Genomic DNA, 26,983 nt, shown 5'->3' on the forward strand with positions numbered 1-26,983 from the left:
GACGTCAGTTCCGTGCCGGACCCGCCCGGGTCCGACGATGGACGTCAGGTCATCGCCCGCGAACCCATCGGGTTTGTGAGGCAAACAAGGGGGTTTTCACGGCCACTGCCACCAGTGCGTAAATGATGAACCCCAGGGGATCACCCAGCGCCAGTGGCGCGATCTGACCCGTTGTGGCAGGGGCAGGCGTCTGGTTCGGGATCAGCATCGGGTAGCGTTCTGCGATCTCTTCGACCCCCTTGTTCTGACGGCGTCGTACCCGGGTCAGCCGGGCAAACCCTTCGACCATGGGCCAGTCGTAGCCGGCGGGTACGCCGATCCGTTCGGACGGCGTGAACTGCAGCCGGGCAAAGGTGTCGTCGGATATGATATCCGGCCATTGTGTCCACCGCGCGCGCCCCGCTGCATTCATCGCAAACACCCCGAACCCGGGGGCGGGTTCATTCAGGAACGGCAGCTTTTGCCAAAACCGCGCATAGGTGCGCGTCACCCAGCTTTTCGCTAGCGAAACTCGGGGATGTCCGCTGGCGTAACATGGCACCTTGGTATCGAGCGCCGTGGCCAGCTGGGGCAGGAGGTCCGGGTCTACGGTCACATCCGCATCCAGGTACACACGTATCTGCCCCGTTGCTGCCCGGTCCCCACAGTTCAGCGCATTGAGTTTCCCCCCCTGCTCGAGGTCCAGCACCCGCAAGGTCCATCCTCGTGCTCTGGCCTGATCCTGAAAGGTCTGTGCTGTTTGGACCGTCGCATCGGTACAGCCGTTGGCGAGGACCAGTACCTCGCAGGTCGTCTCACTGCAAAATGGCTCTGACGCCAAAAGCGCGCTGAGGCAGGGACCGATATAAGAAGCTTCGTTATGGGCCGGGATCAGCACACTCAGATTCACTTGGCCGCCTCCAGCGCATCCCATCGCGCCGTGGTGTCATCGAGATGACGCAAGGCCCCCCAACTGCCCCATTTTGTTGGGGCCATCACATCATTGAATGCGGTGAATACACCGTCAGACAGGGTCGCCCAGCCCGCCAGAAGTTCTTCGTACAAGAGCCCCATCTCGGGGCTGTAATTCAGATGGATGAAAAACGCGGTCAATTCGGGGTCATCGACCATTGGCCCGACACCGACCACATGCGACCCCGCTTCGTACAGAACAAGCTGCATACCGTTTTTTTCTGCCACGTCAGCCTGATACGGAAGGGTCGTGTTCAACAACTCAGCCAGGGACGTGCGTAGATCACCGCTGGAAGAGCCATCAAGCAAGTCGTCCCAAGCCAGTGATACAGCCGCATCAAAACGATGCGCCGCGACATACTCCTGTTGTTCCTGCGCGCTCAACCCCTGATCCTGAGCCTGCTTTTGTGCCTGTGCGAGACTGTCGGCAATCCACCCTTTGACCAATTCATAATGTTCCTGGGTGCCGAGCATGTACCCAAAATATCCTGTCATCGCGTAGGCGTCGAACAGATCGGCCGGGCGCGGGCGACCTGGATCTTCGGCGCGCCACAGAGGGGCTTCCAGCACCTGCTCTTCGAGCCCCATCCATCCGGTTTGGCTGGACAGGACACGAACCAGACTGTCGGATGCTTCGGGGCCAAAAACCTCGGTCCAGATGGCCGCAATTTCGATGGCACGGGCGGCGTAATACTGTAACCAGGCATCCGGTGTGTTCCATCGGGCCCGGGCCTGTTCATCAGCCCAAATGGCCTGTTGAAACTGCCAGTTCCAGACTTCGTTCGAATACTCCAGATAAACGCGCCGACCGTTTGACAAGGTGGGTTTTATGATTTCGGCCCAGTTTCTGGCATATTCGTCATCGGCCAGATGAGGCATGGTGATCCACAGATCCGTATCCACCTGATTGGCCAGGGCCACGATAATTTCGGCAGGCACACCGATGTGAGCCCAGGTGTAATCATCCGGGCGCGGGCGATCTTTCCAATGGCGCTGGGTGGAATTATTGGTGTGCATCCAATCCATGAACCGCAACAGCGCAAATCCCTCAAGGCGCTTGAGCCAGAGAGGGTTGAATATTTCTCCGGCCTCGTAGGCGGCGATGTTGTCCAGTTTGACAACGGTAATGTTGCGCACGTAATCGCCCTTGCGGGCGCGATCAGTGCGTTGAATGCGGATGTCGACGGATCCCGGACCGGGGGTAAAGTCGAATGTTACTTCGTTCTTGCCATAGCGCACTTTGCTGGCGCGCCCTCCGACTTCGACGATGCCATTGCCATCGAACCGCAACCGATAGCGCCCGGCGGCAGAGCTGGCTTCGGGGGGTAGTCCAGTCAGGATGACGGTTCCGATCGAACCCAGTTCGGGCGGGATTGCAACCGGCCAGCCATTGGAATCCAGATAATCAGCCGCTTTCAGGTCTTCATGAGAGGCACCGCCCCATTGCCGCGGCAGATGCCCGATCCACGAACGCGCGGTCTTGAACACGTCGATAAACGGTTGCTGGGTGCCCCAATCGGTGACGCCAGCCAGATTGACGGCCATTTGACCGCGGTCGGTTTGGGGTGTTTGTGCTGTTGCAACAGTCGCCAGCATCAGGCTGATGGCGATTATCAGGCGGGTGAGAGATTTCATCGGGCCACCCCGGTCTTGGGCAGCGAGGTGACAACGTCCCAGACAACCTGTTGCATCAGCGCGGCAGCCTCGGCCGAGGGCGCATCGGCACGGGTGCCATCAGCGCGGGACAATTGATGTGGCAGACCAACGGGCGACCGGTGGTAAAGCACGGCGTAATGGGTCAAGGCGACCAGATATGCCCCCTTGTCGTTCAGGTGAATGGTATCAAGCGTGCCATCGTCATTGCGCGCGAACAGATCCTCGGGACCACTCAGGTCGCCGATGCCTCCCTGTTCTGTCACGATCCGGGCAAAACGGGCCATGACCTGCCCGGCGGGGATCAAACGGGCCGGGCGGTTCCCGGCCTGGGGCAGATCGACCAGCAGGATCTGATCCTCCCAATGGCGATTCAGGTCGTCGTCCAACCGGTTAAGCCACCCCTGAGGGTCGTCCAGACGGTGCCAGGTTTCATAGAGGTAAACCCGTGTATTGGGGTTGGAGAGACGGGCCAGGTCAGCCCACAGGGAGAAGTATTTGCCGCTGCTGTGGTATTTGATGGCGTCACGGATTTCGACCATCTCAGTCAGCACCACGGCGTCATAGTCGCCAGAAGCAATCGCGTCGCGTGCAGGGCGAAAACGGGGGTGCGCATTCTCCGTTTCGAACCCGTTGATCGGCAATTCGGGTTCCCAATGTTCGCGCAGCGAGGTGCCCCATCCCAATTGGCTGCCATAGGCGTGGTCCGCGCCCGCCAGTTGTGCCAGCATGGCGGGCATGTCGCGCCCCACCAACGAGTGACCCAGATGATAAACCGCCATAGGCCCCTTTGGGGCAGGCAGCGCGGTATAGGCCTGTTCGATTTGGGCGGGGGAGGGTTTGCGACCTGCGCTGAACCACCACCAGGTCACGCCAGCCAACGCCAGCAACACCAGAACTATTCCAAGACGGAACATGTCAGACGGCCTCCATTTCAACGCCAGTCACCAGAATCCCCTGTCCCATGGCAAAGCGCCCGTTGATCCGATGCCCAGTGGCAAAAGGGGCGACATCGCGCTGTAACCGTGCAGTAAAACGGCCCTGCGCCAAATCCCATTCGGTTTCCATCCCGGAAAAGCCGAACACTGTGCGGCTGTAGGGATATTGCGCTTTATAGGCTGCCTCCTTGGCGGAAAAAATCAGTTTGGCCAGACGCAGCGGGTCCGCCTGACTCGCCAGCCAGACCTGTTCCCGAGGCAGGCAGATTTCTGACAGCAGTTTCTCCTTCAGCGGTGTGTCCTCTTCGACATCAACGCCAATACTGTGAACCGGCGCACGCCGGCCCACAACAGCAATGGCACATGTGGTCGTATGGGTCAGACCGCCTACAATTCCGTCGGGCCAGATGGGCGCACGATCAGACCCGACACGCACCGGGGCGGCAGGCACGCCGATCTGGGCCATGGCGATGCGCACTGCATGGCGCCCGGCGGCAAATTCACGGCGGCGTTTGTCGATGGCGCGCGGTGACAGACCCGCGATCTCCTCGGCCATTGGCGCGGGGGCCTGGGCCTGGGGGTCGGTCACCGCCACGCCAAGCGAGGCAGAGAAAAGCGGCCGGACAAGGTCCAGCCGCGCTTTGGTTCTGTCTGTCACGTCTGTGATCATCCGGTCTTGGTCCGCCGTCCTGCCCGCATCGCGCGGCGCTTCGACATGGTCTGGGACTTGTCGATCGTGTTTTGCGGATCTGCCGTTTCCGGTTCTACCGGGCCTCCGGTCAGCTTGTCCACATGTGCTGACAGGGCACCCAGCACCGGAAAGCGGAAAATGTCCGTGATCGACAGTTTCACCGCGCCCAGATCATCGCGAATTTCCCGATGTGCCTGTACGGCGAGCAGCGAATGCCCCCCCAGATCAAAGAAATTGTCGCCGTCGCGAATATCCGTCAGGCCCAGGATCTTGGCCCATATACCACCAATCCTTGCCGCAGTGCCCTGGATCGGAGCGCTGACTGTGGTCTCGGTTGGTTTGCGGATCGGTTGCGGCTCAGGCAGCGCCTTTCGGTCTATTTTCTTGTTGGGCGTCAAGGGCATGGCATCCAACGTCACGATGGTCGAAGGCACCATGATATCCGTCAGAGTTGCCGACAGATGTGCCCGCAGCGCGTTTTCGGAAACCGGGGCGTTGGTCGTTACATACCCCACCAGACGTTCGTCTCCGCCCGCCATCTGCCGCGCCAGCACCACGGCAGAGGTCACCCCTGCAAAACGGCTCATGGCGGCTTCGATCTCGCCCAGTTCGATCCGGTGGCCGCGGATTTTGACCTGGTGGTCCGTGCGCCCAAGATAGGCCAGACGCCCATCAACCCGCCAGCGCACCAGGTCTCCGGTGCGATACATGCGTGCCGATCCCTGGGCAAAGGGGTCGGAGACATATCGGTCTTTGGTCAGATCCGGACGCTGCCAGTACCCGGCGGTCACGCCCGCGCCTCCGATATACAGCTCGCCCGGTGCTCCGGTCGGCACGGGATGGCCCGTTTCGTCCAGCACATAGACGGCCGTGTTGCCAACGGGTTTGCCGATGTCCGCAATACCGCGCGGTGCCGCCCCCAAGGTCTGTGTGGTGGACCAAATTGTGGTTTCGGTCGGCCCGTACATATTATGAATCTGCGCGTTGGTACAGGCGTGCAGCTCGGCCACCAGATCACCGGACAGGGCTTCGCCCCCGATCAGCAGGTGTTGCAGATGCCCCAAGGCAACCCGTGCCTGATCATCGGCAGCAATCATGCGGGCCATCGACGGGGTGCATTGCATATGGGTTACGGTGTGGCGCTTTATCTGTGCCGCCAGGGAATGGTCGTCCATTGCCAATTCGCTTGGCGCGTTGGCCAGTCGCAGCACTTCGGCCAATGGCCTCAGCCCTTCCAGAACCACATCCGGCGCGATGCCATAGTCGATCAGACAGGCAATTTCATCCACCCCGATGCGTTTGAGATCCTCCGCGCGGCGCACACCATCGTCGATCGTGCCAAACAGTCCGGAATCCTCGAAATAGCGTTCAAAGGCGAAGTCCAGAATGGCCTCGAGTTCCGCGTCGCTGAGAATGCCCAGGTCCATTTCATAGGGGTTGTTCACACCCTTGGGTTTTTTGAACGCGGGAAACGCCCAGGCGTATTGTTTGATCAGCCCGGCGGCGGCGCGCAGATAATCCTTCATCGGCTCGCGCGCCACATCGCGCGCCTGTTCGCGGGTGTCGGCCAGATAGGTATGCAGCATCAGCGTGACGGTGAAATCGTCCGGGTTGTGTCCGGCTTCGCGCAGCGCCTCGTGATAGATGCGGATCTTGCCCGCGACTTCGTCAATGCTTTGACCCAGCAGGTGGGTCAGCACATTGGCACCGATCTGCCCGGCCTCGCGCCAGGTGTCAGGGTTGCCGGCGGTGGTGACCCACAGCGGCAATTCCTTGGAGACCGGGCGCGGCTGGGTGATGACGGTGTGCATGCTGCCGTCCTTCCGTGGGAAATCCACGGCTTCGCCCCGCCACAATTTTCGCAGGACGTCGATGGTTTCAAACATCGCCGGTTTGTTCTGCGGAGGGGTGTTTTCGGGGCGCAGGACAAAATCATCCGGCTGCCAGCCCGATGCAATGCCCAGAGCGGCGCGGCCATTGGTCAGATTGTCGATCACGGCCCATTCTTCGGCAATGCGGGCCGGGTGGTGCAGCGGGGCAACGCAAGAGCCTGCGCGGACGCTCAGGTTTTGGGTGACGGCGGCCACGGCTGCCCCGGTGACCGAAGGGTTCGGATAGGGGCCGCCAAAGGCGTGAAAATGCCGTTCCGGGGTCCAGACCGCATTGAACCCATGGGCGTCGGCAAATTTGGCACCTTCCAGCAGCAGTTCGTATTTCTTGGGACCGGGACCGTCGTCATTGCCCCAATACATCAGGTTAAAGTCCATCCGCCGGTCTGACACAGTGGGGGCACCGTTGGACAGGGTCAGGCGGCTTTCGTCGCTGGACAGCACCACGCGCAACCCTCGCGCCAGAGTCCAGAACAGTTCGAGCACCGAAATGTCAAAGCTGAGGCTGGTGACAGCGAGCCAGGTGTCACCGATCGCATGGGGAATGCGCGTGTCCATCGCGGCAAAGAAGTTCGACACATTGGAATGGCGAACCATGACGCCCTTTGGCGTGCCGGTCGAGCCGGAGGTATAGATTAGATAGGCCAGATCCGCGCCTGTGGCACCGCCATCCAGATTGTCTGCGCTGGCGTCTGCCGGGGCGGCATCCAGGATCAGACATTGGGCCTGATGTGGCGGGAGCGTGTCCTCCAGATCGGCCTGCGTCACGATCACCTGTGCGCGGCTGTCCGTGATGTAATGGGCGATCCGGTCCGCCGGATAGGATGGGTCCAGCGGAACATAGGCACCGCCAGCCTTGAGAATGGCCAAAGCGCCGATCAACAGATCTGGGGAGCGCCGTGTGTAAAGGCCAACATGCGATCCGGGTTTGACGCCCATCGACTGAAGCCGCTTGGCAGTCGCGTTTGCACGCGCATTCAGAGCTGCATATGTCAGGGCGTCTCCCTCGAAAAACAACGCGGTGGCATCAGGTGTGCGCTGAGCCTGAGCCTCAAAGGCGGCGTGAATGGTCAGGTTGACGTCAAATTCGGATGCTGTTGCATTCCAGTCGCGCAACAGACGGGCGCGTTCTGTGTCAGGAAGGATCGGCAGTTCGGCCAACGTCTTGTCGCCGACGCCATCTGCGATCGCATTCAGCAGCAGCTCCAGCCGGGCGGCCAACAGGGCCAGCGCCGTTTGATCCATGTGCGCGCCATCCGCATACAGCCGGGCGGTGTCTCGGGTGATCGCAAGGGTCAGGACGCTGCCGGGCAGTGGGGCGTCGTAGTCCAGAGACAGGGCAATGGCGGGCTGGGAAAATCCGGCAAGATTTGGATCTCGCGCGACCAGATCACAGGGCCAGCCACCGTCATCCAATGCGGCTGACAGAGCCGAGTCGAGCGCGATCGTCAGATCCGTGAACCGCTGATCGCGCCGGGCCTGAAGCGGGCGCCATCCCGTGACATAACCCGGGCGGGTCTGGTGTTGCATTTTGTCCGTGGTAAGGGCGATGTCGGTGATGTCTTCGCCTGCGTTGCGCAACGCCCAAGCGAGCGTCGCCGCGGCGATCTGGCCCGTGCCCAGCGTACCTGGCAACAGCAGTTCCCGAGCTAGCGTTCCGGTCTTTCCCGTGTCGTGGGTCAGGGGGGCTGTGGTCGGGCGCATCTGTTGCAGGGCCGCGCGCGCGCGGGTTTCACCGGGCAAACAGCGGGTCAGCCCGTCTTCCAAGGCAGCGGCCAGTCCTGCATCGGGCGAGGGCAGGGCTTGCCCGACCTGGGTTTTTCCGGACAGGTCAAAACTCTGACCAAAGGCATCGCGCAATTCCGATAGACGGACAGCACCATCGCCGGTTGCAATGGTTAGGCTGTCGCCTGTGCCTTCGATCACGCTGCCAGGCGCGCCGTGTCCCAGCGCATGGGCGGCCTGAGATACCAGAACGACCTCGCCCGCGATTTCGATCTTGGGACAGGTGAGCGGGTTCCAATAAGGTCCTGTGTCCAGCGCATTGACCAACGCCAGAATATCAGTCGTATGATCGGTGAAATCAATCCGCCCAGCGGCACGGGGGCGGTCATTTCGACCGTGATAGCTGCGCTGGCTCAGATCCTGAGACGTGCGATCGAGCCCCCCGGATTCAAGTTGCGCAATTACAGCACCAAAGCTGTCAAGCCCGGCGGCGTAGCATTTGGAATTGAGTGAAAATGCGGTTTCACCTTCGGCAATGTCGAACATCCGCTGTTCGACGATGTCGCCGGTGTCGATGCCCGGCTCCAGCATGTGCCATGTGATGCCAAAGCGGTCATCGCCGTCAATCAGCGCCCAGACAGGTGCATTCAACCCCGCCCGCCGTGGCAAAGGGCCGTCGTGAAAGTTCAAAGCGCCCCGCGCCGGCAGCGCCAGGATGTCGTCGGGCAACAGGCTGAGATTAGCGATTGAAAACAACCAGTCAAATGGCCCCGCCTGAGCCAGGTCCGAAATCTGGTCCAACACCGGCAATCCCTTGCCGCTGGCCCAATTGCGGATGTCTGCGTCCTGAGACACCACCGCGCGTATCCTGTGGCCCTTGTCCAGCAGCGCATCGCTGCAGCCGATCAGCAGGGATTCATTTCCGATGACGACACAGGAAAAAGCGGTCATTTGGGGTCCTCCGAAACAAGGGTGGAGTGGGAAGGCTCACGACGGGTGGTGGGATGGCGTCGTGCTGTCGCGCGTATGGAATGGGTGATCAAATCGACCAGAAACCCCGGAGGGTCGGCCTGGGGTTTGGATTGGATCAGGCACCGTGTCTTCCAGATCAGGGTGCCGCTGATCCGGGCGAGGGTCGCAAACGTCGCATAAAGACGTCCGTGGGTCTTGGTGAAATAATGCAAGCGCGAATCGAACCAGTATTGCGGCGTACGTGCCCAAGTCTTCATTCCAGTCGAAGCCGAGCCGATATGGATCACTTCGCTGGCTGGCAAGTAATGCGTGGACCACCCGGCACGGGCGGCACGGTGGCACAGATCGGTTTCCTCGTAATACAGGAAAAACGTCTCATCAAAGCCGCCGACCTCTTCGATCACTTCGCGACGGATCATCAGGCTGGCTCCTGCTGTCCAATCGACGCGGGTTTCCTGTGTCGGGATGCCCATCGGCACAACAGCGTTCTTCAACAGGCGCGAAAACACCCCGGTGCGTGCCGCGCCTTCGAATTCTCCTGCAATTGTGGGATAGCGAAACGCAGTGCAATGGGGTTCCCCATCGACGCCCTGTAAATAGGAGCCGACCATACCAGCGCCGGTATTGGCCATCAGGAAGTCCCGCAACAGCCGCATGGCACCGGGTTGCGGGAAAGCATCGGAGTTCAACAGGTAGAAATAGTCGGGATCTGCCCCATTCGACAGCGGGGTGGCAAAGCCGATGTTCATCCCGGCCCCAAAGCCGCCGTTGTGGTCCGATGCGATCACCCGCAACCGTCCATCGTCAAACCAGCCGTGTTCCTGTGCCGTGTCGCGGATCAGCTCATAGCTGCCATCGCCTGAATCATTGTCGATCACCAATACTTCGCCCGGCACCGTACGAATGTCGCGCAGAGCGGTCTCCATACATCTGAGCGTCATGTCCGGAGTGCGGAAATTCAGGATGATGATTTGGATTGTCGGCTCTTTCATGCCATCACTCCGCAGCTGCGGCGACGGGCGACGCCAAAGGCGACGGCGGAGCCGGGTCGGCGGCATCCAGAACCGTGCGCACATGGCTGGCCAGCACACTGACATTGGGCACCAGAACCATGCTGTCATGATCACCGGGGACTTCGATCACCTTGGTTTCTGGGGCCCAACGGGTCCAGTCGTTGTCGTCAAAAACATATTCCCGCGCGGCGGAAACCCATTTCTGGTCCGAAACCTTCCACTTGCGATCCAGCGGCGGGCGGAACAGGGTCAGGGGTCCAGCCCAATCAGCCATCGCATAGGTCGACAGGGCCTGACGAAAGGCCAACTCGATCTTGCGGTTGTTGAATTCAGGTTGGGTGCCGCCTTGCGGAGCAACGCTTCGGCGTTTTTCGATCTCCCAACGGATCCGATTGCCCAGCCATTCCGAAAGATATCCGATCCCCTTGTTGCGCAGTTCCTGCAGTTTGATCATCGCCTTGTCGCGCCGCGTCAGATCCGGGCGCGTCGGCAAAGGCGTGTCGAGCAACACCAGAGAGGCGACCGCTTCGTCGGTTGCCTTCAATTGGCGCGCCATTTCAAAGGCAGTGATGCCGCCGCCAGAAAAACCACCCAGATGATAGGGGCCGCTGGGTTGAATCTGGCGGACTTCCAAAAGGTAATCCTGAGCGGCCTTGCACATGTCAGTATGCGGTTCGTCGTCGCCGATCAGTCCGCGGGCCTGAAGGCCATAAACTGGGCGGTCATGCCCGACGAGCAATGCCAGCTGGCGCAGGTTCAACACATTGCCGAACATGCCAGCCACCAGGAAGAACGGGCGTTTGCCGGTGCCATCGCCGGGGTGGAGTTTTACCAGATGCGAGAACTGTGGTTTGGTCGCAGGGGTCTCGTCGGTTCCCTGGGGATCTTCGCTGACCGTGATGCCGCCGCCGGTCTGCTGGATCACCAGATCGGCAAGCCCGGCCACGGTGGGGGCCTCGAACAGGATCGAGATGGGGAATTCCACATCAAAGCCGCGCTTGATCTGGGCAAAGAGCCGCACCGCGATCAATGAATGCCCGCCAAGATCAAAGAAGCTGTCGTGGATGCCGACTTCGGTTACCCCAAGCAACGCGGTGAAAAAACCGGCAAGGGTTTCTTCGACCGGGTTGGTGGGTGCTTGGTAATCATTGTCCAACTGGGGGCGTTCAAAGCTTTGGTTTTCGGACGTGTCGGTCTGACCGGATTGAGCGGCCTGTTTGATGAGCGCGGGCAAGTCCAGAGAGGAAACCACCACCTGCGGCTGCGCAACGGCGATGGCCCGGGCCAGGGCCTCGGCACCTTCGGATTGGTTGATGCCATTGGCGATATTGTGGTGCAGGCGTTGTTCTTCGGGCGACAGCGGCTGGGCGTTGGCATGTACCTCCAGCCCCAGGTCGGCGGCTGTGGCATCTGGACGTGCCGGTTGCGCCAGTTCCAATCCCTCATCGAGCCGTTTCATCTGGAAACCAGTGATGGCCACACACACAGTTCCCTGAGTGTCGCTGATCGTGATGTCGAAAGTGGCGAACCCGTCGCCTGAGGATGGCCCCAGGCGCACATGACTGAGGCACTCTTGTGGCAAGGGAGAGAACACCTGGATTGCGCCATAAGACACCGGCACCCACAGCATCCGTCCCTGATAGCCGGGGATCAATTCCATTGCCCAACCTGTGGCCAGATCCATCACTCCGGGGTGCAACAGGCACCCGTCATTTCGGGCGGCATCGGGGAGGGACAGGCGGGCCAGACCCTCACCTTCGCCCAGGGCGGTTTCAGTCAACACATGCCACCGCGGTCCGAATTTCAGGTGCGCCTCCTGTGGCGAGCGCAACCGGTCCCCCGGGGCCTGCACCGGAGGCGCACAGCGCGCGGCAATGTCCTGTGGGTTCAGCGTGGGCTGTTCGCCACCTTCCAGCAGCAAAGATCCCTGGGCATTCAACGCGTATCCGCCATTGGGTAGGGCCGCGTGCACAGAAAAGCCAAAGCCCGCTTCTGTCGGTTCGAGCCGTATGACGGTTTCCCGCGCGTGTGCATCCTCGACATTCAGCGGACGGAAAAAATACAGATCCCGCAAGGTGAACCCGGCGTCTATGCCACGGGCCCGCAGGGCCTCGGCTGCCAGTTCGATATAGCCGGTACCGGGCATCAGCGCGGTACCATCTTTCAGCCGGTGTTCATTCATCACCCAATCGGATGCGCCGGAAAACTGCGAGACAAAGATCGGCTGGCCCTTGGCGTCAAATCCGGCGCTGTCCAACAGGGGTGCATCGCATGGGGTACGCGCGCTTGGGGCGGTTGGATTCTGGCGTGCGGTCTTGGCCTCGGCGGCCATGCCAACGTCGCTCCAGACGCCCCAGTCAATGGCCAGGACCCGCGTCCGCCCACCTGTGCGATGTTTGGCATAGGCGTTGAGATATTCATTGGCGGCCACGTAATCCACCTGACCCGCAGGACGCGTGACAGTCGAAGAGGACGAAAACAGCACCATCAGGTCGATTGAGCCGTCCGGGAACAGATCATCCAACACGCGCAGGCCGCTGACCTTGGGGGCAAAAACCTGGGCAATTGCGGCGTCTGTTTTGGTCAGAATCGGTCCGTCGTCAATCTGACCCGCGCCATGCAAGACGCCGGTGACCGCGCCGAATGCGCGGGCGACCTGATCCAATGCATCCTGCATCTGGTCGCTGTTGCAGACGTCAGCGGCCAATGGCAGAACCCGGCCGGATCCGATCTGTTCCAGCTTTTGTATGGCCTGGATGCGGCGGACCGTCCGGTGCGCCGGACTATGTGAGCGCAGGAACTGGTCCCATTGATCGCGTGGCGGCAACCCGTCACGGGTCAGGAGAATGACATTGGCATCAAAGTCCTGCATCAGATGCGCGGCAATGGTCAGACCGATGCCGCCATAGCCCCCCGTGATCAGATACGTTCCGTTGCGCTGGAAGGCGGGTGTTTCGGGGACGGGCAGGGGCACCGGGTGCCAATCCTGCACCAACCTTTTGTCGTCGCGCCAGGCGACAGTTTCATTGGCGGGCTCTCCCATCAACTCTTCGAGCAGCCGGGGTGTCATGTCCGGCGGTGTGTGCCCGCGCATCCGGGCCAAAAGACCGGTTTCGATCTGTGCCGTTTCGATATCCACCCAAGCGCAGGTGAACCCAGGAAATTCGCGCGGTATGACGCCAACAGGACCAGAGATCATCGCCTTTTCGGGATAGGGCAGCGCTTCTGCCCGCACCTGAGCGGCACCCGTGGTAAACACCTGCAGGTGTGTCCCTCCAGGCATATCCACCCCGGCGAGGGCCTGAGCCAGATGTGTCAGGCTGTGAAATCCCATTTCGAGATTTCGGTCAAAGAACGACGATCCGGGACGAAAGCTCTCGTCTTCGGTCACCAACCAGAAATGGGCAATCCGATGCGGCAGCTGGTTTGCGGCGGCAAGATCTTGCAGCAGCGCTTCATATCCTGGCAATCCCTGTTCGGGTGCTAGAATATAACGGGTGTCGGATAAGCGGGCAAAAGTGTCACCAGAGTGGACCCGGATCACGTGATGGCCAGCCTGGTCCAGTCGGTCTGCGGCAGCGGCCGCGACACCGGCATCATCCATGAACATCAGCCAGGTCATCTGGCTCTGTGACAGGTCGGACACCATGTCCAACGTGCAATCCGCAAACCGAGGGCGCCAAACCGGGCGGTGCCCCCAATCTGTCAGGTCGGTGACCCGTGCGGGCAGGGCTGCGGCCTCGGCGTCGATCTGCTTGCCGGGTTCGATGAAATAACGGCTGCGTTGGAAAGCGTAGGTCGGCAAAGGCAGGCGGTGGCGTTTCGCCTCGCCCCAAATCTGATCCCAATCAGCTTCGATCCCACAGGCCCAGAACCGCCCGATCACCTCCAGAAAATAACTATCGTCGCCAATGTCCTGATCCGGGTGACGAAGCGCGCTGAGCACCTGCCCCGGGGCCACAGCCGGATGCATCTGTGCCAGAGTGCTGAGCGCCTTGCCGGGCCCCACTTCCAGGAACACCCGATCCGCGCGCGAAGCCAGGGTTTCAATGCAATCCGCATACATAACGGTATTGCGCAATTGGCCGACCCAATAGGAGGGATCCCTTGCCTGCTCCGGTGTTAGCGCAATTCCTGTTCGGTTCGAGATGATTGCAATATTGGGCGTGTTCAGGTGCAATTTTGACAAAAAGTCGCCATATTTCTGCAAAATCGGGTCCAGCATTCGCGAATGGGCGGCAATGTCGATCTGAATGCGTTGGTGGTCGATGTCTTCTGCGGTCAGGCGATCAGACAGACGCTCCAATGCCTCCTGTGGGCCACTTACAGCCGTCAGGTCGGGAGCGTTGACGCTGGCAATATCCAGATCGTCACCGATCCGTGCCTGCACGTCTTTCAATGGCAGGGAAATCGACAACATCCCGCCTGCGGGAACCGTGTCAAACAGACGCCCGCGCAGCAGAACCAGGTCTATGCAGTCCTCAAAATCCATGACCCCGGCCAGACAGGCCGCGGTGTTTTCGCCCATGGAATGGCCAACCAACGCCGTCGGGCGAACACCCCAGCTGATCCATAGCTGTGCCAGCGCGTATTCGACGATCATGATCAGGGGCAATTGCACTGATGGCTGTTTCAGCCGCTGGTTTGCGGTCTCTTCGTCCCCCGGTTCGGGCAACCATATGGCGCGAATGTCATAGTCGAGTTGAGTCTGCAGGTGTTCCAGCCCGCGATCCATCCAATCTGCGAATACTGGTTCGGTTTCATACAGGTCCCGTGCCATACCGGCATATTGGGCACCGCCACCCGGGAACATGAACACCACATCCGGGTTGCTGCCCAGGCGGTCATGGGTGTGGAGGCTGCGCGGATCGCCAGCCTTGAGAATGTCGGCCGCTTGGGTTGCCGTCTCGGCCACAAGCACCCTACGTTTGTCAAACCCGCGCCGACCCTGTTTCAGGGTCCAGGCCACATCGGCCAGATCAACGTCCGGGTTGGCACGCAGCCAATCCTCCAGCCGCTGTGCGTTGCCATCCAGAGCGGCTTTGGATTGGGCTGACAGGCACAGAATGTGAAACGGGAAATCGCTGTCTTCCGATGCGCCCCGGTCGGGCGCTTCTTCGATGACCGCATGGGCATTGGTCCCACCAACCCCCAAGGCATTTACAGCCGCCCGCCGCGGTCCCTTGTGCGACGTCCAATCCGTCAACCTGTCATTCACCCGGAACGGCGAATGGTCAAAATCAATGGCCGGGTTCGGAGCTTCGTAACCCAAAGATGGGGGGATCTGTTTGTGGTGCAGCCCCAGCGTGGTTTTCACCAGGCCGGCCACGCCCGCTGCGGTGTCCAGATGGCCGATGTTGGTTTTGACCGATCCAATCCGGCAGAATCCGGTTTCCTCCGTGGTGTCGCGATAGGCCTCGGTCAGGGCGGAAACTTCGATCGGGTCGCCCAAATAGGTGCCGGTGCCATGGCATTCGACGTAATCGACCGTGTCAGCCGGGATATTGGCATTGGCCAAAGCCTGGCGCACGGCGGTGGCCTGACCATCAACCGAGGGGGCCAGATAACCCGCCTTGGCCGCGCCATCGTTGTTCACGGCAGAGCCTTTGATTACCGCCCAGATGTGATCGCCATCTGCTATGGCATCTTCCAGCCGGCGCAGCGCAACCGCGCCCGCGCCAGACCCGAACACCGTGCCCTGAGCCCGGTGATCAAAGGCGTGACAATGGCCATCCGGCGACAGGATTTCGTTTTCCTTGTACAGGTAACCGCGCCCCTGTGGCAGTTCGATGGTCACACCCCCCGCGAGCGCCATGTCACAGTCGCCATCCCTCAGCGCCTGACAGGCGTAGTGCACCGCAACCAAAGACGTGGAGCATGCGGTCTGGATGTTGATCGAGGGCCCTTTGAGGTCAAAGACGTGGCTGACGCGTGTGGTCAGGAAATCCTTGTCATTGCCGGTATGGCGCAGCAGGAACATGCCGACATCATCGACCAGATTGCGGTTTGAACAGATGTTGAAATAGAAATAACTGCCCATGCCGCAGCCGGCATAGACACCGATGGGACCGTCCAGGCTTTCCGGTGGATGGCCTGCGCTCTCCATGGCTTCCCAGGCGACTTCCAGAAACTTGCGATGCTGGGGGTCCAGGATTGCAGCCTCCTTGGGCGAAAACCCAAAGAAATCGGCGTCAAATTGATCGAACGCATCGAGCGGGGCCGCCGAGGGTACATAATTGGGATCTGACAGGTTTTCGGGGCGCTCACCAGCAGCCAGCAGCGCGTCTTCGTCCATCACCTGGATCGATTCCACGCCGTTTTTCAGGTTGTCCCAGAATTGCGCCGCTGATTGGGCACCTGGAACACAGACCGACAATCCGACGATTGCGATATCGCCGAGCGCTTTGGTCCTGATGTCTTCATTTGCCATCATTCACCCAATTCATCATCAGATCATTGTCTCTTTGCAGGCCATGTCCCGATGATATCGGGGAGCATAGCCGGGAAACAACGGTTTCAAAACGTCCCGTACAACCGGGGCACACAGGAACCTGAAATCAATGTAAAAATATCAGGTACATTGAATGTGTGTCCTTTCGGGTTGTCAACAAATCTAAAAATCTCATGGCATTGAGGCCTGAGTGTGGACAATATATGGTCATTTTTGCCCCATTTCATCCTGCCAGATTTGTTACAACAGGTTGCGTGGACGAGAGGCGTCACGGGGCCCACCCATGATCGGGCCATCGCCAAACAGGGACGGGCGGTCCTTGGAAACACCTGATTTCAATCGTTCGACATAGCCCAAGATTGCACCGACGCACATCCAGGTATAGGTCGTCAGCGTCGCGTTCAACAGCATGTCGACCATGGTGACAGCAACGATCAGCGAGATGGCCGAGACCTCGGGGCTGGGCGGTGTGCGGGCGTCAGTACGCAACCACAACAGCCAGACAGGCAAAGCCAAAAGCCCCATTTCGGCCACATACCCGACCCAGCCAACAGTTCCAAAGACAATGATCCAACGCCCGTCGGGAATGGTAACGGATTCCCGAGAACGGATGTCCACGATCAGGTTTCGACTCCATCCTCCCCAACCAAACCAGGGCTTTTCATGGGCCCGGTTCATCAGGATTTCTTCGTTCAGCGCGCGATACGCCAGCGACTCGGCCCGGTCTGGGTTGAACTCCTGGGCCTGGGCAATGATGGCATCCATCGGCACCATGCCCAAGTTGCGCAGCATAGGATATGCAACCCCCATCAGCACGAGAAACACTGCCAACCGCAGCTGCCATTGGGGCGACAGGAACAGGATGACCGGAACAAAGCACAGGCCATACAATTGCGATGCCAAGCTTTTGCACAGGATCAAGGTCATAAAAAGCCACACAAGCGCAACAAGCCAACGGGTTTTTTCGTCCTGATCCAATACAGACCGGGCCAATGCGGCACAGGCCATCGCGGCTGTAGTCATGAAAAAGGCAACCCACAGGCCATGTTGCAGAAAGACAATGGGCCGGAACCCGCTGCCTCGGATCATCTGCGTGAAATCATGCTGAAAAAACCCATAGACCCAGATGTTGATCTGCGGGCTGAACCGGATTTCAAACAGCGCAGGAACAGAGTAAATCAGCGCGCCAACCACAAGGGCAAGCAGCAATTCGCGAAGCCCATGATCAGACGACAAATAGGCGCGTCCCAGAAAAAACGGCAACAGGACAATGAACTGATTGATCGTGACCGATCCCAGGTCCCGCCAGGTCAGGCCAGGCAGATGGGTCATGATGATCTGGATCGGATAACTGTTTTCGATGACATCGGCCAACAGTGGGTCGGTATTGGTGAACACCGTGGCAATGGTGCTGAGCAGAAACACGATAATCAATACGCGGGCACCACGGGACGAAGACCACATCGGCACCGGCTTTTTCATCATAAAGACGCACAGGACAAAGGCTGAAATCGCCGAAATCGTGTGTTTGTCCATATCCGGAACCAGGGGCAGATCGAATTCAGCGACCGGTGGCAGGATCAGGTACCCCCCCAGGATGGTCCAAATGATTGCCCGTTCCAGCGGGAGCCGCCGGAACAGAACGACCGCAATCAGCGGCCATATTAGGAGCATGGTAAAGGCCAACGCGTTGGGCATGTGGCTGCTTTCGTGAATTCGGGTCCCTGAAGAGCATAAGTTGCCTGCGCATCTGGGCAACCCTGTGGCTGGAACATGACAATATGGCAACGGCTGGCGGCAACCCCCGTCACGAGGTTTGCGCCATTCGGGCAGAGGCCCTAAACCGCTAGGGGAATGGGTGTGAGGTAATCCGAAAGTGCAGTTCCGGTTCGACGGTGAAGTGATCGAAGTGAATATGGGGGATTGGACCATGCTGTCTGCGGCCATCCAACAGCGGTTCGCGGCGCGGCGCGGTTTTGCACTTGCAACGATCAATCTGGACCATCTGGTGAAGCTCAGGGCCGACGCGGCGTTTCGCAGTGCCTATGCCGGGCAGGATCTGGTGGTTGCGGATGGCCATCCAATTGCCTGGTTGTCGAAAATTGCGGGCGACCCGGTGTCGGTGTTGCCAGGATCGGACCTGGTGTTGCCCCTGTGCCGTTTGGCTGCTGCACAGGGTGTATCGCTGGCTTTGGTGGGCAGCACGCAAGCCGCCTTGCAGGATGCGCGCGCGTATTTGACGGCAAAAGTGCCGGGCTTGCACGTGGTTCTGTGCCTGTCGCCCAGCCAGGGTTTTGATCCGCAAAGCGACGAAGCGGATCGCGTGTTACAGGCCGTTGCCGACAGCGGAGCCCGGTTGTGTTTTCTGGCGCTGGGTGCCCCCAGGCAGGAACGGCTGGCCTTTCGGGGCCGGGCCATTGTACCGGATGTCGGGTTTGCCTCTGTTGGAGCGGGACTGGACTTTTTGGGCGGTCATCAACAGCGCGCCCCTTCCTGGGCCCGTCGGTTTGCGTTGGAATGGCTTTGGCGGGCACTGAACAATCCGCTGCGTCTGGGGCCGCGGTATCTGCGCTGTATTGCGATCCTGCCAGGGCAGGTGTTTCAGGCGCTCAAACTGCGGATGCAGTAACTGGCCGTGGTCGTGTCATTTGTATTCGATCAGACCGCGTTTTGAGGCCCGACGTTTATGCCACAGGAATTCCAGCGCGCCCTGCGCCTCGGGGAATTTGGCAACCACGGTAAAAAAGGCGGTCTCCAGTCCGAGGCGTCTGCTCAGGCGCAGCACTTGCGCTGGATAAAGCAGCAAGAGCGCCCAGCCCATCGGATGCAATACAGCAGACACAACAGCCGCAACCGGTAGGGCTGCGCCCCAGACCAGAGCGCGTTGCGTTTCGCGGACCCAATGGCGTTCTGGCGGTGCCCCATGCAATGCCGCGCCTTCAGCAAAGGCAAACCCGGCTCTCCGGCTGCGTTGCCACCATTGAGAAAACCGCATAATCCGGGCGTCATGGCGGGTCATTTCGGCGTTGATCCGCTGAATGGTCCACCCCTCCTGACGCAGCCGCACACAAAGTTCGGGTTCTTCGCCAGCGATCAGGTCATCGCGGTATCCGCCAACCTGGCGCAACGCCTCTCGGCGCATCATGGCGTCGCCACCACAGGCCAGGATTTCGCCCACCGGCGTGTCCCATTCCCGATCACAAAGCCGGTTGTAGACCGAATCTTGCGGGGCCTGTTCGCGTCGCCGCCCGCAAACCACGGCGACTTTGGGCTGGTCACTTAGGACGGTGGCTGCGGTTGCGACCCAACTTGGGTCGACCGTACAGTCTCCGTCCACCAATTGCACAAAATCGCCCGGTGGCAGCTGCGCGATCCCGGCGTTGCGGGCCCGTGCAGCGGTAAAGGGGCGCGTCAGATCCAGCTCGACCACCGTTGCCCCCAGATCGCGTGCGTGTTCGACGCTGCCGTCTGTTGACCCGCTGTCCACATAGACGATCTCGTGCACCTGTCCGGTCAGGGACCGCAGGCAGGCCAGCAACCTGTCTCCTTCATTGCGACCGATGACGACCGCGTCGATCCTTGCTTTGTCCGTCATCGTCCAACCGCATAGGCTTGCATCAGACGTGGCGTTGCTGCGGCATGCAACTGCCCGTTGGTCGTGCGCGAGGCGGCGGTCAAACGCCCCAGCGACCAGGCATCGGCCACGTCGACCCGATGGCCGCGGTCTCGCAATGCGTCAATCACCATCGGTCCAAATCCGGGCTCGATCAGCAGCGCGCCGGGATTGGCAATTCGGGGGTAGAACGAACTTTGGGCGTGATCAATGTGAAACAACGGCTCATCTATGGTGGATTGCAAACCCATCCTGCCATGTACCAATCGCAACAGATAGATCAATTGCCATTGGTCCTGTTGGTCGCCGCCCGGAGTACCAAAGGCCAGCATACGCCCATCAGGATCACGGGCCATCGACGGGGACAGGGTTGTGCGAGGGCGCCGCCCGGGTGCAAGAGATGAAGGCAGCCCGTCTTCGAGCCAGAACATCTGGGCCCGACTGTTCAACGGCATCCCCAGCCCCGGCACCACTGGCGAGCTTTGCAGCCAACCACCCGAGGGGGTCGCCGACACCATGTTGCCCCAGCGGTCGACCACGTCCAGATGGCAGGTGTCGCCGCGTCGTTCGCCCAGATGTGCCATGGTCGGTTCCCCCGATCCGATCGTTTCGCCCGGATCAAAGGGTTGGGCCGCGCGGGCAATGGCGGCTCGGGCCCAGGCTTCAAACCCGTGCAGTTCGCCGGGACGCTGTTCGTTGCTGGCCGTCTGTGTCATCAACGTGCGGCGCTGATTGGCATAGGCGGGCGACAACAGCTGTGCCAGGGGGATATCCGTATGTGCCGGGTCGCCGTAGTACGCTTCGCGATCGGCAAACGCCAGTTTCATCGCCTCGCTCACCACATGGGTAAAATCGGCCCCTGTCAGGTTCATGCGGTCCAGCGGTAAACCCGACAGCAGGTTGAGCGACTGCAACAGAAGTGGCCCTTGGCTCCAGACCCCACATTTCCAGACATCCCAGCCGTGATAAGTGGTCGAGGTCGGCTGTTCATAGCTGGCCGTCCAATCGGCCATGTCCTGTCCTGTCAGTACGCCCCTGCGTCGGGCCCCGCCACCGTCCATCAAACAGGCCGTGCGGACAAATTGGTCAATTCTGTCAGCGACAAAGCCCTGATAGAACGCGCGTCGGGCGGCATCAATCTGGGACGTGCGGCCCTGGGCCGATCCTGCCTCGGCCAGCAATCGTTCCCAGGTGTCGGCCAAATCGGGGTTGGCAAACAGAGATCCGGGCGCTGGGGGACGGTCGCCAGGCAGCCAAGTGGCAGCAGAACTGGGCCATTCGGTGCGGAAAAAATCGGCCAGTTCGGTAATCTCTGTCGAGACCCGGTGCAAAACAGGATGGCCGGTGCGGGCGTAATGAATGGCGGGTTCCAGAACGTCCGCCAAGGGCAACCGACCATGGTCACGCAACATCACCATCCAGGCGTCAAACGCACCTGGAACCACCGTGGCCAACAGGCCGGAACCGGGGATTCGGTCCAGCCCCTGATCACGGTAATGGGCAATGGTTGCCGCCGCAGGCGCAACCCCTTGTCCACAAATGACCGTCGGGCTGTCTTCGCCTGCAGGCCAGATCAATACGGGCATGTCCCCCAGCGGTCCATTCAGATGTGGTTCCACCACCTGCAGAACAAACCCCATTGCGGCCGCGGCATCAAAGGCATTGCCGCCGATTTCAAGAATCCGCATTCCGACAGTCGATGCGATCCAATGGGTCGACGTGGCCACCCCGAACGTGCCCGCGATTTCCGGGCGAGTGGTAAAGGGTGGCGCTGACTGCATTCAATAATCCCGTTCGAAAAAGAGCCCGATACTGGATTCCCCTATCGAGTTTACAGACCCTTTTGCCGTCACGTTGTCGGTAATATCAAGGTTCAGCTTCAGCTCGGTTTCCCCGCGCGTGTTGACTGTGAAATTGGTGTACAGCCCGTCCGCCAGATAAGCGCCGGCACCAAATTGGGCTGCGCCGCTGCTGTCGGTACCCACATCGACGGTATCGGCACCCAATTCTTCGCGAACCTTTTTGCCGCCAGCATCTCCACGGCCGCTGAGCCGCGCCACCGAAGTCGCCAGCTGCGCCAGCGCCAGGGGCGACATATCTTCGATATTGGTTCCGAACAGCAAAAGGGCCAGCACCTCTTCGGTGGGGCGTGGAGGATCCGATGTTGCCGTGACCTCGGGGGCCGAGATTGGCCCTGAAATATCCAATGTGGCGGTGCCGCTGTCGGTATTGGTGCTGGATTCAAATTCCAGATACGGCGTCAGATCGCCTTGCAGCGTCACGAGACCCTTGGTCAAATCCAACCGTCTCCCCAGGAAGTCAAACGTGCCGCGGATCAATTCGATCTGGCCTGATGGAACCAGATTTGCAGCTGTGCCGCCGATCTTGATTTCACCGCCCAATTCAGCCTGCAAGCCACGCCCGCGGGCAAAAACCTTGTTGGGGGCACTCAGCAACAGGTCCAACCCGATATCCGGCCCGCTGCCAGACGATGCCGTTTCAATCAACCCGGCGCGGCTGCGGGTGCGGCGGGCTGAGGCCGGTTCGTTCACGTGACGGATCGGCGGAATCGGTGCCGTTGTTACCGACCCTGAGACGTTGGCCAGATTGATTTCGGTATCAGAAAAAGTAACCGTTCCGGCCAGATCACTGCGACCGGTCAGGGCACCGCGATAGGACAGGCGTCCGTTGGCGGTGGTGGTGAACACCAGATTGTCGGTCACGATCCAGTCATTCAGCGCAATATCCAACCCGGACTGAAACGGAGCCTGGAGCGCCACGGGGCCAGACACCTGAAAATTGCCTCCGTTGCGCGAGACACCGCTGACCTGAACTGTCGCGGTGGACGCTGCCAGCCGAACGTCGGCGGCCAGATCGTTGATGCTTTGTTTGGCACCTGGCAGGGCCAGTGACGTCCCGCCGGTTGTGATCGTTCCGCTCAGTGCATCAAGCGACGGTGTCCCCTTGAGCGCGAGATCGAATTCGGCAATGCCTTTGACAGTATTGGGTTTGATGAACAGGTTGGCAGCATCCAGCCGCAGCTGACCCTTGGCTGTCATGTCGGCGCTGCCGGTGGGTTCATCCCAGCTGCCAGCGATTTCTGTTGCGATGCCGGCCGGGCCAGTGGCCTTGGTGTCGATTTGCCAGACACCATCCCGGCGACTTGCGGCGCCCTGGGCCGTCAATGTTCCCGCGATTTCCGGGAAGAACCTCTGCAACTCCGAAAGTGTCGCGTCAAAGTTGAAGTCGGCCTGGCCGTCAAAGGTCGCAGAGCCATCCAATGCAGCATAGGAGGTGTGCGGCCCATCCAACCGCATGGTCCCGGTCAGGGTATTGTCCTCGCGTGTGACATCGCCCCCCAGCGTCAGGGGACCGGATACCCCCGGCACGAGCGGGGCCAGATCGAACAGCCGGGCATCCAGCCGCAACTGGCCGTCCCGGCTGGAAAGCGTGCCATTGGCCGTGGCCTCGAACCCGGTGGCCGAGAGCGCAAATTGGTCGATGGAGATACCATCTGCCCCCCGCTCAGCCTTGAGCTTTAGGGTGCTAACCCCGCTGAGCATCGGGTCAACCTGTTCGATATTGGCGCTCAGATCCTGGGCCAGCATGTTCAGCTCAACCCCAAAGGTCCCCGACAGCGGTGCGCCGGTTGCGTCGATGTCGGCGGTGATCCGGCCGCCCAGATCCTGCCCGGCAACCCCGGAGAACCGCGCCAGATCCGAGGCGACCAGACGCAGCGCTGTGTCGAATTCCAACCCGCTGTCCAACCCTTTGAGCCCGAAATCACCCTGCGCTCCATAGCCGTCGCCGCGCAAAGTCATCTGGCGCAGACGGAACGCCTCGCCATCCGTCAAAAGGCGGGTATCCAGTGTAATATCGCGTCCCACGGCCTGGTTCAGGTCCTGATCCGTGAATGTCAGCCCCTCCAGCGCGGCAGTCAACTGTGCGTCCAAGGCAAGTCCGGCGCTTTGGTCCAACGTGCCGCTGAGCGTGATGTCGGCCGCGTTCAATGAGGTGTCCGGGCGGGAAAGATCCCGCAGGGCGGCGACCAGTTCGAACGCATTGCCGCTGTTTTTGTCTTTGATCAGGTTCAGCGACGCCCCGGTGATCCGCGTCGGTGGCCCCGACAGCGGCAGCAAAACAGTGGTAGCGCCGGGGACCGGCCGGACCTCTGCCTTTAGACGGGCCTCGTTCAGCTTGCCACCAGGGGCCATGGACATCTGTCCTGACAGATCCAGCGCAGCCGAGCGCAGGTCAAGCCGATCAAGCCGGATTGATCCGTCGGGGTCACTTTGACCTTTGACGTCCAGCCGGGTGTCGGTTCCAAAGAAGGGGCGATACTCTTCGGGCATCAACGCGGTGACGTCGCCGCCCAGATCGGCGGAAAAGCCAATACTGTTTGCCGCTTCGGGATCATCCGAGGGCAGGGCCTTGAGCGCGACCTGACCTGCGAGACGGTCCTGCCCGTTGGTCGCCAATGTGATGTCCGAGGTGAAATCCGCGACCGGACCGCTGCCTTTGGCCGTCAGCGCAATTGCCGGTTTTCCGGGGAGCGAAATGAGTGAGGAGGCCAACCCACCGGCCCCTTCGATCAGGGCCAGATCCAGTGTCAGTTGGCTGGTTTCATTGGCAAATACGGCGATCAGATCAAACCGATCCCCTTGTCTGTCCAGACGTTTGACCGCCAAAGACGTGTCCAATGTGCCATCGGCCAGCTGCAACGCGCCTTTGAGCGACAGCAGAGCAGGTTCACCAATCAGAGCTTTGCCCAAAATGACCGACTCCACCCGCAGTTCTCCCAGCTCGATGGCAACGGGCAGTTCGGGCAGCTGAAACGGTTGTGCTTCGGGGCTGGGCAGATCGGCCGGGGCATCCACCGGATTGGGCGCGCGGGTTACTTCGATCTTGTCGGCCCCCAGCGAATTGACCGAAAACCGGCCCCGCAGCAAAGCCAACCGATTCCAGTCCAGTTCGGCACCGTGCAGGGTCAGCCAGATTCCATCGTCGTCCGCCACGGTGATCTGTTCGATCGTGGCACGCGAGCTAAAGGTACCCTCAAGTCCCTTGACCTTGATCGTGCGGCTGTCACTGGACAAGGTGTTCTGCAGGAAATCGACAAGCAGCCCACCGGCTTCGTCTTCCTCCTCGGCAGCGAGATCCATCGGAACAAGGCTGAGGGCGGCGCAGAAGCTATATGAAAGAATACGTTTCAAAATGCCTGTCCGATCCCAATGTAAAATTGCAACCCGTCGCTGGTTGGTCCGCTGGTCGGATACGCGAGATCCAATCGCAGTGGCCCAAAGCCCCCCAGATCATAGCGCACACCGATACCGGCCCCGGAATGTTGGGTCGAGCCCCCCGTGACAAAGGCATCCCGACCGATCAGCCCCACGTCATAAAACCCGACGAGCGAGATTTTTTCGCTCACGTAGCCACGGATTTCAGCAGAACCTGCCAGATAGGACCGTCCCCCCGCACTTCCCGTGCCCACCGGAATACCCAGCGATTGATAGGGTTGCCCTCTGACGCTGCCCGCCCCGCCTGAAAAGAACGACATCGTCGGAGAGACGTCTTGCAGCGAGGGACCAATGATTGACCCAAGCTGAAGCCGTCCTGCAATCACCAGCCGTCCGTCGTTGCCGCCCAACCGCCGGTACATCCGACCGTCGGCCGTCAGGCGCAATCCGGATGCGGTTCCGTCATACCCGGCATAAGGCATAGCTGTCGCATTCAGGAAATAGCCCTTGGTGGCGCTGACCTTGCTGTCCCGTTTGTCCATTTCCAGACGCAGAGGAACGCCAAAGAATTTGAACCTGCGATTGGTGCCGAACGCGTCGTCGGCCAGAATGGTCGATCCGATCAACGCGGCCTCGCCAAACACGCCTTTGGAGAACTCGCGCCGTACCCCCATCCCCAGCAGACCCTGGACCGCCGAATAGTGCAATTCGTCCAGACTTTCGACTTCGGCCAGGTAATAGGTGTTGTCATCCGGGCCCAGGGTGTCGGGACGATCCAGGCGCAGGCCTATGCGCCCGCCAATGTCGGTATTGCCACCGATATTGGTGATCCGTGATTCAAATCGTAGCTTCTCGGCCCCGCCAAACAGATTGCGGTGCATCCAATTGGCCGTCAGATCCAACCCCTCGTTCGAGCTGAGCTCGGCTCCGAAGGTCAGACGACGCTGCGGCAAATCCGCGAACTCGGCGGTAAAGTCGAGCGAGCCATCGGGGTTCGGGGTTTCTGCTTCACGCAAGGCCACCGACGCAAAGGTTCCGGTGCGCCGCAGTCGGGTGCCAACCAGCTGTGCCTGGTCCGGGGAAAAAACCTGGCCTGTCGGGAAACCGGCAATCCGCTGGATCGCATCGGGGCGAACCCGGGTTTCGCCGGTCAGGTTCAAGTTGCCAAAGGTCAACTGTGGTCCCGGAGACAGTTGAATGTCGGCGTCTATGGTGTCCGTGGCGTGGTTGGCAGTGATCCTCTGAGCGCCGACACGGGCCTTGGCGTGACCGGCGTTGCGCCAGGCCTGTTGCCCGGTGACCGCCGCGTCACGAATGGCACCAGTTCCAGCCGTCTGCCCAGTTGCAAAGGCAGTCGGCAATTTGGTGTCGGGTGGCAATGGGGCGACGCGGGTCAGACCAAAGGTAAAAAGGCGTCCGGGATCAACCGTGATGGCGATCTTGTTGACTGCGCCGGGCGGATTCAATGGCGGAATTGTCGCCGCTTCGCGCCCGTCCAATCGGATGTTGACCGTGGGGCTGAAATATCCGGCATTGTAAAGCACCTGAACAAGCGTTCTGTAATCCGAGAGCGACGCGGCCAGCAATTCCTGAACCGTGTCCAAACCCTGGGTCTCGGCACCCATGATTGCTGATGACCCAATCAGCTGTTCACGCAGTTCGTCAGTCGATTGCGGCGCGCTCAATGTGGTTTCGACAGCGTCTGACGGCGGGGCCGATACGCACAGAATGGCTGACGAAATTGCCAGCATTAGGGCGCGAGAACGAACGCGCACAGGTAACAACACCATGAATTTGGCTCCAGGCTGCCCACAGATAGCGTGCCCTCCTGTGGTGGGAGAGACTCACTT

Annotated in this window: 13 protein-coding genes; 1 reads left to right on the top strand and 12 read right to left on the bottom strand. The window is 60.4% G+C overall.

The genetic code is table 11. The features are described 5' to 3' along the window. Positions 1-49: 49 nt before the first annotated feature. From QEZ52_RS05560 to QEZ52_RS05595, 8 genes are all read right to left on the bottom strand, one after another. Complete coding sequence (locus QEZ52_RS05560; RefSeq protein ID WP_406648514.1) at positions 50-913, bottom strand: glycosyltransferase family 2 protein; 864 nt, start codon at positions 911-913, stop codon at positions 50-52. Further along, positions 886-2,586, bottom strand: a complete 1,701-nt coding sequence (locus QEZ52_RS05565) for a hypothetical protein (protein WP_406648515.1) — start codon at positions 2,584-2,586, stop codon at positions 886-888. Before QEZ52_RS05565 ends, QEZ52_RS05560 begins: the two co-directional genes overlap by 28 nt. Continuing rightward, on the bottom strand, positions 2,583-3,521 hold the full coding sequence (locus QEZ52_RS05570) for a hypothetical protein (protein ID WP_406648516.1): 939 nt from the start codon (positions 3,519-3,521) through the stop codon (positions 2,583-2,585). Before QEZ52_RS05570 ends, QEZ52_RS05565 begins: the two co-directional genes overlap by 4 nt. A gap of 1 nt (position 3,522) precedes the next feature. Beyond that, complete coding sequence (locus tag QEZ52_RS05575; protein WP_406648518.1) at positions 3,523-4,200, bottom strand: 4'-phosphopantetheinyl transferase; 678 nt, start codon at positions 4,198-4,200, stop codon at positions 3,523-3,525. 8 nt (positions 4,201-4,208) lie between these two features. Next, the gene (locus tag QEZ52_RS05580) at positions 4,209-8,798 is read right to left on the bottom strand and encodes a MupA/Atu3671 family FMN-dependent luciferase-like monooxygenase (RefSeq protein ID WP_406648520.1); all 4,590 of its coding nucleotides are present in this window, start codon (positions 8,796-8,798) and stop codon (positions 4,209-4,211) included. Next, positions 8,795-9,811 (bottom strand): glycosyltransferase family 2 protein, encoded by a 1,017-nt coding sequence (locus QEZ52_RS05585; protein ID WP_406648521.1) that lies wholly within the window; start codon positions 9,809-9,811, stop codon positions 8,795-8,797. Before QEZ52_RS05585 ends, QEZ52_RS05580 begins: the two co-directional genes overlap by 4 nt. A 4-nt stretch (positions 9,812-9,815) precedes the next feature. After that, complete coding sequence (locus QEZ52_RS05590; RefSeq protein WP_406648522.1) at positions 9,816-16,265, bottom strand: type I polyketide synthase; 6,450 nt, start codon at positions 16,263-16,265, stop codon at positions 9,816-9,818. Positions 16,266-16,523: 258 nt separating this feature from the next. Then, positions 16,524-17,981 carry a hypothetical protein gene (locus QEZ52_RS05595; protein WP_406648523.1) on the bottom strand — a complete coding sequence of 486 codons (1,458 nt, stop codon included), beginning with the start codon at positions 17,979-17,981 and terminating at the stop codon, positions 16,524-16,526. Between the two features lie 178 nt (positions 17,982-18,159). Here QEZ52_RS05595 and QEZ52_RS05600 point away from each other — a divergent pair, with 178 nt between their 5' ends. Then, positions 18,160-18,912 (top strand): WecB/TagA/CpsF family glycosyltransferase, encoded by a 753-nt coding sequence (locus QEZ52_RS05600; RefSeq protein ID WP_406648524.1) that lies wholly within the window; start codon positions 18,160-18,162, stop codon positions 18,910-18,912. Between the two features lie 15 nt (positions 18,913-18,927). Here QEZ52_RS05600 and QEZ52_RS05605 read toward each other — a convergent pair whose 3' ends face one another. The 4 genes from QEZ52_RS05605 to QEZ52_RS05620 are packed head-to-tail and all read right to left on the bottom strand — an operon-like array spanning position 18,928 to position 26,923. Continuing rightward, positions 18,928-19,878: a glycosyltransferase gene (locus tag QEZ52_RS05605; RefSeq protein WP_406648526.1), complete on the bottom strand. Its 951-nt coding sequence runs from the start codon at positions 19,876-19,878 to the stop codon at positions 18,928-18,930. Beyond that, positions 19,875-21,677: a gamma-glutamyltransferase family protein gene (locus QEZ52_RS05610; protein WP_406648527.1), complete on the bottom strand. Its 1,803-nt coding sequence runs from the start codon at positions 21,675-21,677 to the stop codon at positions 19,875-19,877. The genes QEZ52_RS05605 and QEZ52_RS05610 overlap by 4 nt, the downstream gene beginning before the upstream one ends. Then, positions 21,678-25,109 (bottom strand): translocation/assembly module TamB domain-containing protein, encoded by a 3,432-nt coding sequence (locus QEZ52_RS05615; protein WP_406648528.1) that lies wholly within the window; start codon positions 25,107-25,109, stop codon positions 21,678-21,680. Then, positions 25,106-26,923, bottom strand: a complete 1,818-nt coding sequence (locus QEZ52_RS05620) for an autotransporter assembly complex protein TamA (protein WP_406648529.1) — start codon at positions 26,921-26,923, stop codon at positions 25,106-25,108. The genes QEZ52_RS05615 and QEZ52_RS05620 overlap by 4 nt, the downstream gene beginning before the upstream one ends. Between the last annotated feature and the right edge of the window lie 60 nt (positions 26,924-26,983).

The sequence above is a fragment of the Aliisedimentitalea scapharcae genome, assembly GCF_045277565.1.
Lineage (GTDB): Bacteria > Pseudomonadota > Alphaproteobacteria > Rhodobacterales > Rhodobacteraceae > Aliisedimentitalea > Aliisedimentitalea scapharcae.

Bases quoted from the DNA above. Each gene is read 5' to 3' on its own strand.
- QEZ52_RS05585 (WP_406648521.1), bottom strand. From the start codon at position 9,811: ATGAAAGAGCCGACAATCCAAATCATCATCCTGAATTTCCGCACTCCG.
- QEZ52_RS05560 (WP_406648514.1), bottom strand. From the start codon at position 913: ATGGGATGCGCTGGAGGCGGCCAAGTGAATCTGAGTGTGCTGATCCCG.
- QEZ52_RS05590 (WP_406648522.1), bottom strand. From the start codon at position 16,265: ATGATGGCAAATGAAGACATCAGGACCAAAGCGCTCGGCGATATCGCA.
- QEZ52_RS05565 (WP_406648515.1), bottom strand. From the start codon at position 2,586: ATGAAATCTCTCACCCGCCTGATAATCGCCATCAGCCTGATGCTGGCG.
- QEZ52_RS05610 (WP_406648527.1), bottom strand. From the start codon at position 21,677: ATGCAGTCAGCGCCACCCTTTACCACTCGCCCGGAAATCGCGGGCACG.
- QEZ52_RS05620 (WP_406648529.1), bottom strand. From the start codon at position 26,923: ATGGTGTTGTTACCTGTGCGCGTTCGTTCTCGCGCCCTAATGCTGGCA.
- QEZ52_RS05580 (WP_406648520.1), bottom strand. From the start codon at position 8,798: ATGACCGCTTTTTCCTGTGTCGTCATCGGAAATGAATCCCTGCTGATC.
- QEZ52_RS05605 (WP_406648526.1), bottom strand. From the start codon at position 19,878: ATGACGGACAAAGCAAGGATCGACGCGGTCGTCATCGGTCGCAATGAA.
- QEZ52_RS05570 (WP_406648516.1), bottom strand. From the start codon at position 3,521: ATGTTCCGTCTTGGAATAGTTCTGGTGTTGCTGGCGTTGGCTGGCGTG.
- QEZ52_RS05595 (WP_406648523.1), bottom strand. From the start codon at position 17,981: ATGCCCAACGCGTTGGCCTTTACCATGCTCCTAATATGGCCGCTGATT.